The organism is Candidatus Saccharimonadia bacterium (assembly GCA_035544015.1).
Lineage (GTDB): Bacteria > Patescibacteriota > Saccharimonadia > UBA4664 > UBA4664 > UBA5169.
In genome coordinates this window covers 184,896-200,542 of the sequence record DATKIP010000093.1, presented here as the reverse complement: position 1 = coordinate 200,542, position 15,647 = coordinate 184,896, and the positions used below count along the sequence as shown (strand labels likewise).

The 15,647-nt window shown below is 61.1% G+C and carries 16 protein-coding genes; 5 read left to right on the top strand and 11 right to left on the bottom strand.

Features of this window, described 5'->3' with window-relative positions; genetic code table 11:
- Nucleotides 1-29 precede the first annotated feature (29 nt).
- The 6 genes from VMT30_07520 to typA all read right to left on the bottom strand — a co-directional run bounded on the left by VMT30_07520 (nucleotide 30) and on the right by typA (nucleotide 4,534).
- Entirely contained in the window at nucleotides 30-452 is a 423-nt protein-coding gene (locus VMT30_07520) for a hypothetical protein (protein HVQ44778.1), read from the bottom strand.
- A 231-nt stretch (nucleotides 453-683) separates the two neighbouring features.
- On the bottom strand, nucleotides 684-1,001 hold the full coding sequence (locus tag VMT30_07515; GenBank protein HVQ44777.1) for a hypothetical protein: 318 nt from the start codon (nucleotides 999-1,001) through the stop codon (nucleotides 684-686).
- Between the two features lie 137 nt (nucleotides 1,002-1,138).
- Entirely contained in the window at nucleotides 1,139-1,522 is a 384-nt protein-coding gene (locus VMT30_07510; GenBank protein ID HVQ44776.1) for a hypothetical protein, read from the bottom strand.
- Nucleotides 1,523-1,689: 167 nt separating this feature from the next.
- Nucleotides 1,690-2,136, bottom strand: a complete 447-nt coding sequence (locus VMT30_07505; protein HVQ44775.1) for a hypothetical protein — start codon at nucleotides 2,134-2,136, stop codon at nucleotides 1,690-1,692.
- 222 nt (nucleotides 2,137-2,358) lie between these two features.
- On the bottom strand, nucleotides 2,359-2,562 hold the full coding sequence (locus VMT30_07500) for a hypothetical protein (protein HVQ44774.1): 204 nt from the start codon (nucleotides 2,560-2,562) through the stop codon (nucleotides 2,359-2,361).
- Between the two features lie 130 nt (nucleotides 2,563-2,692).
- Complete coding sequence (typA, locus tag VMT30_07495; GenBank protein HVQ44773.1) at nucleotides 2,693-4,534, bottom strand: translational GTPase TypA; 1,842 nt, start codon at nucleotides 4,532-4,534, stop codon at nucleotides 2,693-2,695.
- A 159-nt stretch (nucleotides 4,535-4,693) separates the two neighbouring features.
- Here typA and VMT30_07490 point away from each other — a divergent pair, with 159 nt between their 5' ends.
- The 4 genes from VMT30_07490 (at nucleotide 4,694) to aspS (ending at nucleotide 10,381) form a co-directional block, all read left to right on the top strand.
- Nucleotides 4,694-5,527 (top strand): hypothetical protein, encoded by an 834-nt coding sequence (locus VMT30_07490; protein HVQ44772.1) that lies wholly within the window; start codon nucleotides 4,694-4,696, stop codon nucleotides 5,525-5,527.
- Nucleotides 5,528-5,564: 37 nt separating this feature from the next.
- Nucleotides 5,565-7,844, top strand: a complete 2,280-nt coding sequence (locus tag VMT30_07485; GenBank protein HVQ44771.1) for a DUF4082 domain-containing protein — start codon at nucleotides 5,565-5,567, stop codon at nucleotides 7,842-7,844.
- A gap of 102 nt (nucleotides 7,845-7,946) precedes the next feature.
- Nucleotides 7,947-8,750 carry a hypothetical protein gene (locus VMT30_07480; protein HVQ44770.1) on the top strand — a complete coding sequence of 268 codons (804 nt, stop codon included), beginning with the start codon at nucleotides 7,947-7,949 and terminating at the stop codon, nucleotides 8,748-8,750.
- Nucleotides 8,751-9,067: 317 nt separating this feature from the next.
- Nucleotides 9,068-10,381, top strand: coding sequence for an aspartate--tRNA(Asn) ligase (gene aspS, locus VMT30_07475; protein HVQ44769.1), 1,314 nt, complete (start codon nucleotides 9,068-9,070; stop codon nucleotides 10,379-10,381).
- A gap of 144 nt (nucleotides 10,382-10,525) precedes the next feature.
- Here the strand turns inward: aspS and VMT30_07470 are convergent, their stop codons facing one another.
- The 5 genes from VMT30_07470 to VMT30_07450 form a co-directional block, all read right to left on the bottom strand.
- Nucleotides 10,526-10,846: a hypothetical protein gene (locus VMT30_07470; GenBank protein HVQ44768.1), complete on the bottom strand. Its 321-nt coding sequence runs from the start codon at nucleotides 10,844-10,846 to the stop codon at nucleotides 10,526-10,528.
- Nucleotides 10,847-10,975: 129 nt separating this feature from the next.
- Nucleotides 10,976-11,452, bottom strand: coding sequence for a hypothetical protein (locus VMT30_07465; protein ID HVQ44767.1), 477 nt, complete (start codon nucleotides 11,450-11,452; stop codon nucleotides 10,976-10,978).
- A 3-nt stretch (nucleotides 11,453-11,455) separates the two neighbouring features.
- Nucleotides 11,456-12,181, bottom strand: coding sequence for a VIT1/CCC1 transporter family protein (locus VMT30_07460; protein ID HVQ44766.1), 726 nt, complete (start codon nucleotides 12,179-12,181; stop codon nucleotides 11,456-11,458).
- Nucleotides 12,182-12,198: 17 nt separating this feature from the next.
- The gene (locus VMT30_07455; protein HVQ44765.1) at nucleotides 12,199-12,741 is read right to left on the bottom strand and encodes a hypothetical protein; all 543 of its coding nucleotides are present in this window, start codon (nucleotides 12,739-12,741) and stop codon (nucleotides 12,199-12,201) included.
- 7 nt (nucleotides 12,742-12,748) lie between these two features.
- Entirely contained in the window at nucleotides 12,749-13,981 is a 1,233-nt protein-coding gene (locus tag VMT30_07450; protein ID HVQ44764.1) for an FAD-dependent oxidoreductase, read from the bottom strand.
- Between the two features lie 863 nt (nucleotides 13,982-14,844).
- Between VMT30_07450 and VMT30_07445 the strand changes: the two genes are divergently transcribed.
- Nucleotides 14,845-15,558, top strand: coding sequence for a hypothetical protein (locus tag VMT30_07445; protein ID HVQ44763.1), 714 nt, complete (start codon nucleotides 14,845-14,847; stop codon nucleotides 15,556-15,558).
- The last annotated feature ends 89 nt before the right edge of the window (nucleotides 15,559-15,647 follow it).

Genomic DNA, 15,647 nt, shown 5'->3' with positions numbered 1-15,647 from the left:
GTTAGCATAACTGGTTTGGGGGTTGGCGGCTAGAGGTCGGTTTGGGTGCGGGCAAAACGGCGGCGATCACGGATGACGACCGCGGCGCCGGCAATGAGAGCTAGCAAAATGGTAGCGAGCGGCCAGGTCCAGGTAGTGTCGGCGGTGTCGGTGCCGTCGTGGGTGGGGCCGTCGCCTTCGCCGGCGAGCACCTGGAGCGGGGCGTCGCTGGCGGCGGGGGCTTGGAGGTTGCTCGCGGGCGCGCCGAGGTTGGCGGAGTCGTCGGTGGTGGCCTGTAGCGGCGCCAGACCTGCGGGCTGCAGGGCGCCGGCGTCGGCGTTGGAGCCGCCGGCGCCGGTGGTGGTTTGTGGTCCGAGACCGGCGGAGCTGGCGGTGTCGTCGGCCAGGGCGCTGAGGGGCAGGAGGGCGAGGCTAAGGGTGAGTGTGATGAGGGCGAAGAAGCGTTTTGGCATATCGATATTGTACCCCACTTGTTGGTCTTTAGCTGGCGGGCTGGTTCGGATGGTTTTGGCAGATGCGCATGGGTGATTTTTGACAATTTTTGTCATTTTTTGGCTATAGTCCTCCGGTGTCTGCATCCCAGCCGATAATGGGGCTGAGCTTCAAATTGCGGGTGCCGGGCGGCGACTGATGGTCCGGGAAGTCCGGAACCGATCTGTCGCCACCCGGGCCGCACCTACTGGTTAGCGCTGCGGCATGGCGTAAGCCATGTTGAAGCGCTGCTTGAGCGCCGCGGCGAAGCCGCCGGTCAGCATGGCGTAGACAGCGGTGGCGAGGGCGGTGGCGATCGTGAGGTTCATGGAGGCCGTGCTGTGAGCGGGCGAGGTCGCCTGCGCGAGCACCGTGAGGGTCGCGTAGAGGCCGGCGAAGGTGAGGAGGCCGGCGACGACCGTCAGGGTCGTCCAGAGGGCGACGGTGGTGCGGTTGCGGTTCTGCTTGATCACGGGGTTCTCCTCGCGGGGTGGTAGGTGCGGTTGGTATCGTGCGCGGTGAAGCCACACGATCACTGAATCATACCATAAGAAGTATGATTCGTCAAGTGTGTGGTTAGTTTTGGCTTCAAAATTGCGGAGTGCCGGGCGGCGATTGGGTTGGCTCCGGGTTGAACCGAAGCCGCCAATCGCCGTCCGGGCCGCACCTACTCGGATGAATCGATCTGGGCGGGCCGAATTACCCGGTGGTTGGCGTGGCTTGGGTATCGGCCTGAATTGTGGACGGGAGGCCACGTGAGGCTCGTGGGATCAGGCTGGGTGCGTGGGTGCCACGGACCCCCCGCCGGCCCACTGACGTGTCGTGAAGCGGTGGGCGTGATGGTTACCCGGCCCCGCTGCCAGCGGAGGGGGCGGTTGCCGTAGGCCAGGATGCTCCCGAAGGTTGCCACGAATGCGGCAATTCCTTCGAGCCACTGGCTCTTCGCCCATGACCATGGGGTTGACTTGATCACGGCTAGGCCGCCGAGCCCCAGCAGCGTGCAGCCCGTGCGGAATAGCCGCCGCCGGCGGTCTGGTGAGGGTGTGCTCATGGGATTCTCCCTTGCATCGAGTGGTAGGTGCGGTGATTGGCCGCGTAGCGTGGCTACGCGATCGATATAATCATGACATAAGTAATGCTGTTGTCAACGCGGATGCCGGACGGCGACTGGGTGGCTCCGGGTTGAACCGAAGCCGCCAATCGCCGTCCGGGCCGCACCTACCGGTTGGGCCTGGTGGGGTCCTGGGTGCACTCGATGCGCAAGGGTTCGACGGGCATGGGCTTGGGGAGCCCACGCAGGCGATCGGCTCGGTAGATCTCGCAGCGGAGCGAGCCCGGGGGGATGTCGAAGCGCACCTGCACCGGCGGCGGTCCATCGAAGGAGGTGGGTATGATGAAGGGGGCCGGACTTGCGGCGGCGTGGTGGGCCGTTCGGTACAGGGCCCGCAGCATGGCCCAGGCCAGGTACATCATGCCGACTCCAGCGAGGACGCCGAGCCCGCAGAAGGCCATGGTCCTCCAGCGCGGTGGGTGGTTGAGCTCGACCAGCGAGATTGCCCGGCCGGCGTTGGCGTACAGCTCGAGTACGCAGAGGGCGGATACCAGCAGGCCCAGGGCCCCGATGATATTCGCGATCAAGAATCGGCCGCGACGGGTCAGCTTCATGGTGCTCCCTTCGAGAGCGAGAACGATGGTAGGTGCGGTAGTGGCCGCGCGGCAGAGCCACGCGATCAGTTACACCATACCATAAGTGACGCGATACGTCAATTAGGGACACCAGCCCCGGCATTTGTTTCTCAACTAAGATTGGGCTTCAAATTGCGGGTGCCGGGCGGCGATTGGTCGGTCCGAAGTCGGAACCAGACCTAATCGCCGCCCGGGGCGCACCTACAGGCGTGGCCGAGGGAGGTGGCTGAGCGTGATAACGGTGAAGGAGATCCAGGCTGCCGCGTTCAGGAGGGCGAAGAACTGAAGTTCTCTGGGGTGCGGGGTGATCACCTCGACGATGATTATGCAGACACTGCCGATGGCCATCAGGAGGCAGAAGACGAAGGCCCCTAACGGGGCTCGGTTCTTGATGGTAGTGAGCATGGATGTCTCCCAAAGCTTGTAGGTACGAAATTGTCGCGTGGTGTGGGGTAGCGCAACGCTCGCTATATTAACATAACTAGTATAATAAGTCAATGGGGGCGCCGGTCCTCGAGAGGTTCGAAGTGGCGGGCTAGCCCGAACGGTGGCGCTTACGCTCGCCGGCGCTGAGGTAGCGCTTGCGCATGCGAATGTTTTGGGGGGTAATTTCGAGCAATTCGTCGTTTTCGATAAAATCGAGCGCTTCTTCGAGGGTGAGGAGCGTGAAGGGTGTGAGCTGGGTGGTCATATCGGTGCTGGAAGCGCGTACGTTGGTGAGCTTCTTTTCTTTGGTGACATTGATTTCCATGTCGTCGCCGCGGCGGTTGAGGCCGATGATCATGCCTTCGTAGACTTTGGTGGACGGGCCGATGAAGGCGGTGCCGCGCTCTTCGACGGTTTTGAGGCTGTAGGTGGTGGCACTGCCGGTTTCGGCGCTCACGAGCACGCCGTTGCGCAACTGCTGGAGCGGGGCGCCGAGGGGCTCGTAGCCGTGGAGGAGACTATTGACGATGGCAGTGCCTTTGGTGTTGGTGAGGAGTACGTTGCGCAGGCCGAGAAGGGTGCGGGTGGGCAAAGTATAGATGAGCTGAGTGGTGTTCTTGGTGGTGGGTTCCATGGTGACCATGCTGGCGCGGCGGCGGCCGAGCTCGGAGGTGACGGCGCCGACGAACTCTTCGGGCACCTCAACGGTGAGCTCCTCGATGGGCTCCATGGTTTTGCCGTTGTCTTCTTTGGTGACCACTTGCGGGCGGCCCACTTCCATTTCGAAGCCTTCGCGGCGGAGGGTTTCGATGAGTACGGAGAGATGGAGCTCGCCGCGGCCGGATACGAGGAAATCGGTGCCGCGGTCGACCACGCGCAGGCCGACGTTGGTTTCGAGCTCGCGCTCGAGGCGGCTGCCGATTTGGCGGCTGGTGGTGAATTTGCCTTCGCGACCGGCATAGGGTGACGTGTTGGGGCCGATTTGGATCTGGAGCGTGGGGGCTTCGATTTCCATCACCGGCAGGGCCTCGGGGTTTTCGGGGCTGGTGACGGTGCCGCCGATATTGGCCGCGCCGATGCCGGTGATCCAGACAATGTCGCCGGCGATGGCCTCGGTGACCTCGATGCGCTCAAGCCCGCTGGCCACGAACAATTTATCGGATTTGGCGCCGGAGACGGTGCCGTCGCGGTGGATGTAGGCTAGGGGCATCCCGGCGGTGATGACGCCGCGCTCGATGCGGCCGATGGCGTATTTGCCCTGGTATGAATCCCACGACAAAGAGGTCACGAGCATTTGGAAATCGCCCTCGAGGTCAACCGAAGGAGCGGGAATATCGTTGATGATGGCGTTAAAAATGGGCTCGAGGTCGGCCGGGGCTTCGGTTTCGGCCGGCGTGGGGATGTGGTCCCAGGCCTTACCGTCGCGGCCGATAGCGTAGTACACGGGGAATTCGAGCTGGTCGTCGGAGACGGCGAGGTCGAGGAACAGATGCTCCACTTCACTCACTACCTCTTCGATGCGCGAATCGCGCTTGTCGACTTTGTTGACCACCACGACCGGCTTGAGACCGAGGGCCAGGGCGCGTGAGAGCACGAATTTGGTCTGCGGCATGGGGCCTTCTTGGGCGTCGACGATGAGCAGGCAACCGTCGGCCATGCCCAGGGTGCGCTCCACTTCCCCACTGAAGTCGGCGTGGCCGGGGGTGTCGATGATGTTGATCTTGTGCCCATCATGGCTGACGGCGATGGTTTTGGCGCTAATGGTAATCCCCCGCTCGCGCTCCAGGTCGCCGGTGTCCAGGATGGCGGTTTGCTGCATTTCGGCTTGGTTGTCGCGGAAGGTTTTTGATTGCTTGAGCAGGCCGTCGACGAGCGTGGTTTTGCCGTGGTCGACGTGCGCGATGATGGCGACGTTGCGGATGAGATTGGTGGTGGTGAGGGTGGGATTCATAGTTGGCTCATAAAAACGTCTCGGGCAGGGCGCGCCGGGACGCTGGGGTTGATCTAATCTGGGTATATTGTAACACAACAGTTATTGCTTGTATAGGGCCGCTATGCTTACCGCTTTTGCTTAATGACACGAGTCGGCACGACCGGTACAATGCGTTTCATGAACTGGTCTTTTCGGTCTGTTGGATTCCGCTGGGTATTGCCGGTGTTGGTGGTGCTGGGCTGGGGCGTGTTGGCGCAGGCGGCTTCCGGTGACCAGCCGGGGTCGGTGGTGGCGCGGGGTTTTACGACCGCCGATAAGGGAGTGGTGGAGGGGTCGCTCGTGGCCACGAAGGCGGATAATTCCGGTGCGGTCGAGCTAGCCACGCCTGAGCGCGCCGGCCGTTTGGCGGGAGTGGTGATCATGAGTCCCCTGCTGGGGCTGTCGAGTGGCGCGGGGGCGCAAGTCCAGGTGACGCTTAGCGGTACAGCGCCGGCGCTGGTGAGCGACATCAACGGCGCGATCAAGGCAGGCGACAAGATTACCGCCTCACCTATTGAGGGCGTGGGGATGCTGGCCACGGACGATGCGCAAATCGTAGGCACGGCCGGGTTGGCGTTTGATACTAACGTGGCCAAGGCGGTGAGCGTGACGGATAAAGCGGGTAAGCGGCAGACGGTTCATGTGGGTACGGTGCCGTTGGCGGTGGGGGTGTCGTATTATGTGGCGCCGACTAATCAGTTTTTGCCGCCGTTTTTGCAAAGTTTGGCCAATAGTATTTCGGGGCGGCCGGTGTCGGGTGCGCGGATTTTGCTGAGCGGGGTGGTATTGTTGCTGGCGTTTGGGGTGGTATTTGCGCTGATCTATACGGCGGTGCGGGCCGGCATTGTGTCGCTGGGGCGCAATCCCCTGGCGGCGGGAGCGATCCAGCGTGGGTTGGTGAATGTGGGAATAACGGTTTTGCTCGTGATTGTTTTGACGCTTTTGGGCGTGTATTTGATTTTGGTCTACTAGCTAGAGCTCCAGCCATAACCGTTATAGAATAGAGGGGATGGATGAGTCTGCGGTATCGCCCAAAACTGATGGAGCCACGACGGCGCCGCTCGATTCTTTGAGCACGGCGGGTGTGGTGCCGCCGGCGCAAAATCTCAACCAATCACAGGTGGGGGTGCGGACGATAGGCTCGGTACAGCCAAACGTGGACATGGTGGGCTCGGCGCGGCCGGGACGGTTGGGACGGTTTGTTCGTCGTTTTCGGGTCGCTGGGCTGGTGGTTTTGGTGTTGATTGCGGGGGTGGTGGCTCTGGCCCGGCGGAATGTTACGCCGGCCAACACGGTGAAGGCGGGCAATTTTAATACGGTGCAGTTGGGGCTGGCGGGGTTGGCGCCCGAGACGACGACAACGGCGGCGCAAGCGCTCAGGGTGAATGGGCAGCTGCAAGTGGCCAGCTCGTTGGTGCTTAACCCCACGTTGCAGCCGGCTTCGTCGGTGGCCGGCCAAATGTATTACGACCAGTCGTCGAATCTGCTCAACTACTACAACGGCAGTCAGTACGTGCCGGTGGCGGGCAATACTACGTTTATTCAGGGTGCGACCAATGTTACCAATGTGGGCGGCAATACGGTTATCAATGCTACTGCGGGTACGGGTACGGCGGGGCGCTTGGTGAAGTTTACGGGTGCGCAGTCTACCGGCGACTCGATCGTGACGGATAACGGCACGCATATTCAGGTCAACGGCGGGGTGAATCTTTTGGCTACATCCACGCTGTCTGACCTGGATTTTTGGCCGACTAATCCGATTCCGGCGGTAGAAAACTCGCCGGACGGCAACGGGCCGGTGGAACTGGGCACGAAATTCACTGCCGATGTGGCGGGTCAGGTGCGGGGATTGCGGTTTTATAAGGGTTCGCAAAATACGGGCGCGCACACGGGGCGATTGTGGACCAGTACGGGCACGATTTTGGCTAGCGTGACGTTTACGGCCGAGGGGGCTTCGGGCTGGCAGACAGCGCTCTTTAGCAGTCCGGTGTCGATTTCGCCAGATACAACGTACGTGATTTCGTATCATACGGGAGCGGGATTTTATGCGGCCAACAATAACTATTTTGGCTCAAATGGCGCCGATAACGGGCCGTTGCATGCGCTGGCTAGCGGCATTGATGGTGGCAATGGGGTGTTTAACTACGGTACGCCGGGCACCTTTCCGACGCGCACGTTTAGCTCCAGCAACTACTGGGTGGACGTGGTATTCACCGGTGCCACCTACGATTTGGCGGCCAAATATCGGGTAAATGGCGCCCAAATTGCTTCGGGGGACCTGGCCAACGATAGCAATATCGCCAAACGCGGGTCGGCGCAGATCTTTAGCGGCCATAATATTTTTCGCAATGCCAATGATTCGCTCGATGCCTTTAGTATTCAAAAGGCTAATACGACACCGCTATTTACGGTGAGTACGGCGAATTTGCGGGTGATCATCGGGCCCGGCGGCGGGGATACGGACGGGACGATTCTGGTGCTGGGCAACAAAATTGAGCCGGGTGATCCATCGGGTACGGAGGGGGCGATTTATTACAATCGTTTCCAGAAGATGTTTCGGTGTTATCGCGACGGCGAATGGAGTGATTGTACTTCGACGACCGTGGATCAGGGCTTCTCGGTCGAGGATGAATTTATGGGCGGGCAGACGAATTCGTTTAGTCCGAATGATAATATTGGCAGCTTGGGCTGGCATGCGACGGCCATCGGCGCCAACGGAGCGATTGATTTTAACCCAGCGACACCGGCGGCGGTGGCGGACCGGCCGGGAGTGCTGGCGCTGCAGACGCCGGCGGTGGCCAGTCAGGGCACCACATTGATGCTGGGCAACACGAGCGGCGGGTCTGCTATTTTGCAGCGCGGCGATATTTTGAAGACGGCGGTGGCGGTGGGCGCGACGGCGGGGCTGGTGCTGCGGATCGGCCTGCACGGTGAGACGAGCGGCACGACAGCGCCGGTGTCGGGCGTGTGGTGGGAGGCCAATCCGGCGGTGAATCCAAACTGGCAATATTGCTACGGCGATGGGGTGGCAGCTACGTGCACGCCGACTACAAACTTGATCGTGGCCAATGCGTGGGTGCGGTTGAGCATTAATGTGAGCGGCGTGGGTGTGGGGACGTCTGAGGCCACCTTTGGCATCAACGGCAGCGCACAGGTGGTGACGGCGGTGACGATTGATGGTGTGGCGCGCATGTCGCCGGCTCTGAGCTTTTATGCTACGGGTGGTGCGGCGCGGGACGTGTATTGGGATTATTTCCAGCTCAAGGGTACGGCGAACGCGGCGCGCTGATTTTTAGCAGAGCGAGGCTAAATGTGGTATAGTATGGCCTGCTTTATCGAGACATCGTAAAGCAGTCCTTCATCCTTCTACCCTGAAACGGGGGAACCGCGCATGTCAATCCAACAACGCTACGACGCCTCGGCCTCGGCGAGTCCGAGTTCGTTCCACACCGATTTTGACGGTGACCGCTACAACGATCACTATGTCAACGGAGTCGGTGCGGAAGACGCCCAGATTATCGACGGCCTGGTAGGTTGGGTGGTCGATCAGCTCCAGGCGGGTACGCTCGAGCCCCACTCGCTGGAGGGCCCGCATCTGGATGTCGGGCCGGCCAAGACTCGGCACTGGCCTGCCATCCTGGAAGTCACGATGGCACCCGGGGCACAGTTGCACGAGGTGGAGTTCGGTCGCGGCAACGTCGCGGGACTTCAGAAGGCGCTGCTCCAGCCGCTCGACCAGCGTTGGTTGCCGCAGGAGGCCGCGATGGTAGCGGCTGGTGGCGGTGCCTACGGTCCCTACTGGCAGGGTGTGCTCCAGCGCCTGCGCGCGCGGTCGGTGGTGAGCCAGGGCAGTATTTACGATCTGCCCAGGGCGCACTACGGCTCAGGCTCGATGTTCTTCGTGGCCTGCTCGATCGCTTCCAGCAAGGCGATGTTCGACGCGGCGGTCGCGGCCTTCATCCGCTCCTTGCGACCGGGTGCGCCGTTCGTGGCGGCCTTCATGGAAAAGTCGCAGGGATATGCCGCCGGCGCGGGCACTTCGTTCCCGGCTTGCTCGGTGAGCAAGGACGAGATCTGTGAGGCTGTGGCTCGCTACGCTCGCGTCGACCTCTGCGAGCGTACTACGGCACTCAGCGAGGGCAAGGTGCGGGAGGGCTACGAGGCCATGGTGGATCTCGCTGGCTGGGCACGCTAGTGATTCGCTGTCGGGGCGATACGCCCCGCCGGTCCTGGATTTTTCGGGACCGGCGGGGCGTTTGACGTTTGGGGGGCTTGAGAAATGTCTCGGGCCGTGCTAAGAATGGCATACAGGCGATGACGCGGTCGACACCGCACGAGCTGGGAGAAGAAAGCCAAATTGGTGATTAGAACTCCCCGGGAAGGCCCGTAATAGCCGTAAAATGAGGCCGCGAGAGCGGCAAAGCAAGGTGGCACCACGAAATTTTCGTCCTTGCGGGCTTCCGATTTGGTTCGGGAACCGCGGGGATTTTTTGTTACTAAGGAGATAGTTTTATGAAGCGATTATTAACAGGTGAATTGGCCACCGAAGCGGGCAAGAAGGTATTGGTGAAGGGTTGGCTGCACAAGCGCCGTGATCTGGGAGCGCTGGTGTTTGTGGTGCTGCGCGACCGCGACGGCGTGGTGCAGATGGTGGTGAAGGATGAGGCGGAGCAAAAGAAGCTTGAGGGGCTGTACCCTGGCACGGTGCTCGAGGTGCACGGCACGGTGGTGGCGGAACCTCGCGCGGCGGGTGGGGTGGAAATCCATGACCCGGAGCTTGTGGTGATTTCGCCGGTGAGCGATGTGCCACCGATCGAGATCGATAAGGCAATTGATCACAAGAGCGAGAATTTTGACACGCTGTTTGAGTATCGGGCGCTGAATTTGCGCAATCTTAGTGAGCGGGCGATTTTTCGGGTGCAGGCGGCGGTGGGCCGGGCGTTTCGTGAATACTTCGACGAGCGCGGGTTTACGGAAATTCACACGCCCAAGTTGCTGGCCGGGGCGACTGAGGGCGGCGCGGAGGTATTTAAGACGGATTACTTTGGGCAGGTGGCGACTTTGGCGCAGTCCCCGCAGTTTTATAAGCAGATGATGGTGGGGGCGCTGGAGCGGGTGTTTGAGGTGGGGCCGGTGTATCGCGCCGAGCCGAGCGTGACCACGCGGCACATGAGCGAATACATTTCGCTCGATGCGGAGGTGGGGTTTGTGACGTTTGACGAGCTTTTGACTATGCTGAGTGAGTTGCTTAACCATATGGTGGGTTCGGCTTGGAAAGAGGCTGGTGAGGAATTGACGCTTTTGGGCGCTACGAAGCCGAAACTCACCAAGGAGTTGCCGCGGCTGAGCATGCGTGAGATTCACGATTTGTACTCGAAGGCTACGGGTGAGAATACGCGCGAGGAGCTGGATTTGTTCCCGGCGGAGGAGCGCTGGATTTGTGAGTATGCGGCCAAGGAGCTCGGTTCGGAGGCGGTGTTTGTGACGGAATGGCCGATGCGCGACGCGAAGTTTTATCACTTGGCCGACGATGAGCATCCGGAGATTGCGGTGCGGGCGGATTTGCTGTTTCGGGGCATTGAGGTGGTGACGAGCAGTATGCGCGAGCATCGGTACGACCGGCTCGTGAAGCAGCTGCGCGAGATGGCGAAAGGCGACCCGGAGAGTGATGGGTTCAAGTATTTCGTGAGCGCGTTTAAGTACGGTATGCCGCCGCATGGTGGGTTTGGCATGGGGCTAGAGCGCGTGACGCAGGAGCTGATCGGGCTGCATAATGTGAAGGAAGCTTCGCTGTTTCCGCGGGATACGAAGCGGTTGGCGCCGTAGGGCGGCTTGGGACTTAAGCTTTCGTTCTTTTGAACTCGTCAGAACGATTACGCAATCGTTGAGCTTAGCACCAACACATCCAAGCCCTTATTCCGGTCGCCCGGGCGGCGGAGCTCCTCGGCCCCGCCGCCTTGTGGTTGGAGGCTAGGCCTCTGGGGTGGGCGGCGTCGCCGGGTGGCGGCTCGCGGCCTGGTTCTGGATGACCTTCTCGATCATCAGGCGGAGCGAACAGACGCCGGAGAAGAAGCCGACGCCCAGGAGGAGGGCGATCCAGGCTCCGAACTTTGCCACATTGACCGGCTCGCTCGGATTCGGGAGGTTCAGGTTGAGGAGCAGGGCGAACGCAGCAATGACTGCGCTGCCGAAGCCGATGAGGCTGATCGCGTAGCAGATCCATCCGGGCTGCATGCCGGAGAACTTGCTGGCGGTCGGCGTCACGGCCTTGATGGCAGTGGTCTCGGTCATGGTGCTCTCCCTGTCTTGGCCGGGTGGCCGCGTAGGTGGGTGCTTGGGATGTGTTGGTGCGATGACGTCGCGCGCGGTTGTGCATGACGATTTTATATAATAGCATAAATATATGATTTTTGCAAGAATCTACTTCAGTTTTAGGGCCTTGCGTCCGCCAAATGCGCCAAAGGTGAGGCCTACAAGCGTCATCCATAGGAGTTCGATAGCGAGCGCTAGCTGCCAGGTGCCGATGGGGATGAGGGTGCCGAAGAGGCCGTAATTGGATACGGCAAGGTCTCGGAAGATGGCCGAGGTGGCGAGATATGTCCAGAGGTACGGCAGGCTCACGAAGGCGGATGCACTGGCCCGGCGCAGGCCGCGGCTAAGAGGCAACCGGCACAAAAACGGTAGCGAGAGTAATTCGAGCCCGATAACGCTGCCGGCTAGTATGGCCGAAGCGGGGGCGCTGGCGAGCTGGTAGGTTTGGAAAATACTGGCGAAATCGGACCAGCTTGCGATTTGAGTGGCGGCCAGTATGGCCGTGAAGATGGCTAGCGCGTAGCTGAGTCGTCGCAGGATGGCGGTTTTGAGTGGCGTTGGTGGGGTGGCGGAGGCGAACTTCATGATTTACGAGATTTGGGTGCCAAAGAGCCGGCCGATGAGATAGGTGGCGCTGGCGGCAATAATGAGCACGAGGAGCTGGCGTAGTGCGGAGTGAAGCATGCGGCTGCCGGCGGTGTAGGCGAGGTACGAGCCGATGGCTAGCGCGCCGATGGCGGATAGGCCGATGGATAGCCAGATGGCGGTCGGGCCGCTCGTGAGGAGCCACGGCAGGAGTGGCACGAAGGCGCCGATCGAGAACATGACGAGCGAACTGCCGGCCGAGCCCCAGACGGAGCCGAGCTCCTCGGGGTTGATGCCGAGCTTGCCGCGGGCGTACATGGCCATGGCTTTTTCGGGATCGGCGGCCACCTCTAGGCTGGCGCGGTGTGCGGTCTTGGCGGCTACGCCGTCGGCCTCCAGGATTTCGTGGAGCGCTGTGTGAACCTCGTCTGGGTTGCTGTGTAGTTGCTCGCGCTCGAGCTTGAGGATGCCCGAGAGCAGTTCGACTTGGCCGCGCATGGAGATGTACTCCCCTACTGCCATGGAGAGCGCGCCGGCAATGAGGCTGGCGAAGCCGGCCACCTGGATCACCTGCGGTCCGGCTCCGGCGCCGGCCACACCGAGGATCAGCGAGATGTTGGTGACGAGACCATCGCTGGCGCCCAGCAGCGCGGCTCGGGCCGTGCCGCTTTTGGCTTGCTGCATCACGCGGCTGTTGGCGCGTTTGGCCTGGGACGGTGGTTGGCTCATGGTGCTTTTAGTATACGCTACGCTGGCAATTTGGCGGCAGCTTGCTCAATGGCTGCGAGAGCGGTCATGGCGGTGGATTTGGCGTCCCAGAGCGGGTTGTGGGGCTGTCCGGAATCGGATTTGCTAGCCTCGGCGGAGTAGGCGCGGCGATCGGGCGCGGTGGTGATGCCGAGCGTATAGAGCATTGAGGAAAGGTCGAAATACGGGAAGGGGTGGTCAAATTCGCGAGCGGGCATATCGTCTTCCTGGCAGGCAATGAGAAAACGGGCTTCTACTGGGTAGGGATTGGCGGCGACGATGAGGTCGGCCTGGGCTTTGACTTCGTGGTACCAGTCCCAAAAGGCGTTGCGCATCGTGAGGCCGTCGGCGGCAGTATCGGCCATGCCCTGCATGGGGCCGAGAACGTTTTCGGATACCCACGGGTCAACGGGACCGATGATGGGGCAGCGGCTCGTGAATTGGCTTAAGATAGCGCGGCCGGAATCCATCAGCACCCCGGCAACCGCGAACGCTTCCCCGTGCAGCCCGTTGCTCTCGACGTCAAAAGTCAGAATTTTCATGCCGGTATTATAACAGGGATTGCTCGGTCTCGGCGGGGACGGGGTGGCCGGCTAGTGGTACTTGGGCGGTTTGGCAGGAGGCGGTAATGGTTTGTTTGGCGCAGAGTAGGTCGATAGCGGCCTCGGCCATGCGCCGCGAGGTGGTGACCTTGCCGCCGACCACGCTGATGAAGTTTTCGATGCCGGCGGCTTGGTGGTCGATGACGGTAAAGCTACGCCGAATGTTCCGCGAGCTCTGGCTTTTGGAGGTCGGCTGCGCGGTCTTAAAGAGCGGACGCACTCCCGAGTAGGCGGAGATGATTGGTGAGGTGGCCAGGCGTGGCACTAGGCGGGCGCCCTCGCGAATGAGGAGCTCGATCTCGGCCGTGGTGGGCTGAGGGTTGTCGATTACGCTCGGTTCGGGCGCGATCAAGGAGGTGGTCCCCATGATGCTATGCGTACCGGTGGATACGAGCAGGTCGCCGTCGGCTTCGGGTCGGCACCGATTAAGCACCGCCCTGTTGAGCTGATCTTGGAGGACGACCATGGTGCCTTTGTCGAGCACGAGGTCGATGGTGACGCCGGCGAGTGCTCCGACTCGGCCGGCCCAGACTCCGGCAGCGTTGATGACGAAGCCGCATTCGATCGCAAATTGCCGACCGGATTGGGTGTCGCGGACGGTAACGGTCTCGAGGCGGTGGTTGGCCCGGCCAAGAGCGGTTACTTCGTGGTGCGTGAGAAACGTGGCCGGGGTGTCGGCGGATTCGGCAGATTGGCGCAGAAGCTGCAGTAATACTTTGGAGTCGATGAAACCATCGGGTACGGCCAGGGCGCGCTTGAGCTTCCGCGTGATGTGGGGTTCGCGTTTGGTGGCTTCGGGTAGCGAAATATCGCGAATGGGGATTCCTTGCTGATTGCAGGCTTGGGTGAGGATGTCGCCGTGGCCGGCTTCGTCGTCGTCGAGCGCCAGGAAGAGCCCGCCGGTGTCGTGAATGGCCGGTGCGGCGATTCGGCGGAGGATTTGATTTTCGGTAAAGCATTCTTTGGCAGTGGCGGGGTCGTTCACGACATACCGTGCCCCGCTATGGAGCATGCCGTGAAAACGGCCGGTGGTGCCGGCACCGAGCCCGGTTTTTTCGATGAGTATGGCGCGTAGTCCGCGCAGGGCGGCATCGCGGGCAATGCTAGCGCCGGTTGAACCGCCACCGATGATGACGACGTCGGCTTGGCGCGGGTGGGTAGGGTGTGGTATCGAGGGCATGCTGGTGTCCGAATTTCTCGATGTATGACACTAGTATGAGCACTCATTTGGCCGCTGTAAAGCCATGAAATGGTCCTTCCGCCGTCAGGTGAGGGGAAATTTTGGCAGCGACTCGACAAAAGCCTGGGAACTGCGCGATAATCGGGCTAGATAGGTGAGAACTCGTGGTCCTGCTGGGGGTGTTGGTGACTACGGCTATCGGCACGGGTGTTGTTGCCGCTATTCTGCATACGAAGACCGCCGGACGTACTGTGGCTCAGGTTCAGGGGGCAGCTACCGACCGACCTGCTCAAAACGCTCAGTCAGAACCCACTCCTCTTACCAATAAGCTGGCAGGCACACCGCAGCCGGTGCCTACTTCGACTCCTACACCGACCCGAACCACTGGTTTGCTGTCCACGCCCATCCTGCGTAGTGAGTCTCGTGTCGTGGCCGCCGCGACGCCTCCCCCGTCTTCGCCGGCTCCCGCTGCCATAGACCTGACACTCGGAACCCTCACATTCGACCCCTTTACTCCGCCCACTATTACCTTCACCCTTCCCGTAACCGTTAGCGCCAGCGCGAGCGTGACGATGATGGTGACGAGACAGGAGACCGGCGCTACTCTCTGTTCGCAAACCCTCACTGTGGCCGCCGATGAAGCGCAGGATTTTGCGTGTAGCTATGCACCTAGTGAGGCTCCCCATATGGCATATGCGACTGTCGTGGCTGGTGCGACATCGGTCAAATCAAGCAATGTGTATATTGGCGGGTTAAATTGGTGATGGTAGGCCTGATTGGGCCTTAGCAGACACTTCCCCCATCTCGCCTCAACTGCTACCATTGAGCGTGATCATATCCAACCCCAGGACAAGGAGTGCCAGGTGACAACTCCCCCCAGCCCCCGTCAGCGAGCCTTCACCATTATCGGCGGCCTAAGCGCTATCGCTGGCATCGTGGCTCTTTTTACGAACGGTCTGCGTGCAATGCTCCTGACTATGGCTGCTGGAATCGTGATCTACAGTACGTTCGAGGTGGCGCGCCTATGGCGGCTTCACTGGCGAGGACTGCTGTGGCTTTTGGCGCTGCTAGGCGGTCTGGTCTTGGCGTGGATCGGGGTGTCTTGGTCAAATGGCGCGTCGAACACGACCTCAGACCACTCCCGTCCGACCACCAGCTCGCCAATCGTGTCTGCTTCGGTTTCGGCGCCCACTCCCTCGCCTCCGGCTGGGATGATTCTAGATAGCCAGGTCAGCATTCTGCCGGGCAAGACGGTCGACCTCGATACTGGCCAGGTTGTCACTTCGGACCTCATCCAGAACGAGACCGACCTATTTTTGCCCCGCGATCGCGCTGTGGTTCAGTCGATCGCTGATGAGAAGGTCTACCCCGTTGACGGGCCGACTGAGCCGGAGGCAGCGGTTCAAGAGTTGTGCGCCAAAGTGCGCGAAACTGTCAATCCGCTGACGTCGGGGAGCCGGGTCCAAGGCGAGCAGTTCTGCTTCTTTACGTCGGACGGCCACATCGCTTGGTATCGGGTCGAGGGTGTTAACCCCGACACCCACCAGGTGATTTTTCGCATTAGGGTGTGGCGGTAGCATTCCAGACCCCCTTGGCGCACGTTGCGCCCGGGGGGTCTGGAACAAAAACGCGCTCATGATGAATCGAACTTTTTGGGATGATGTTG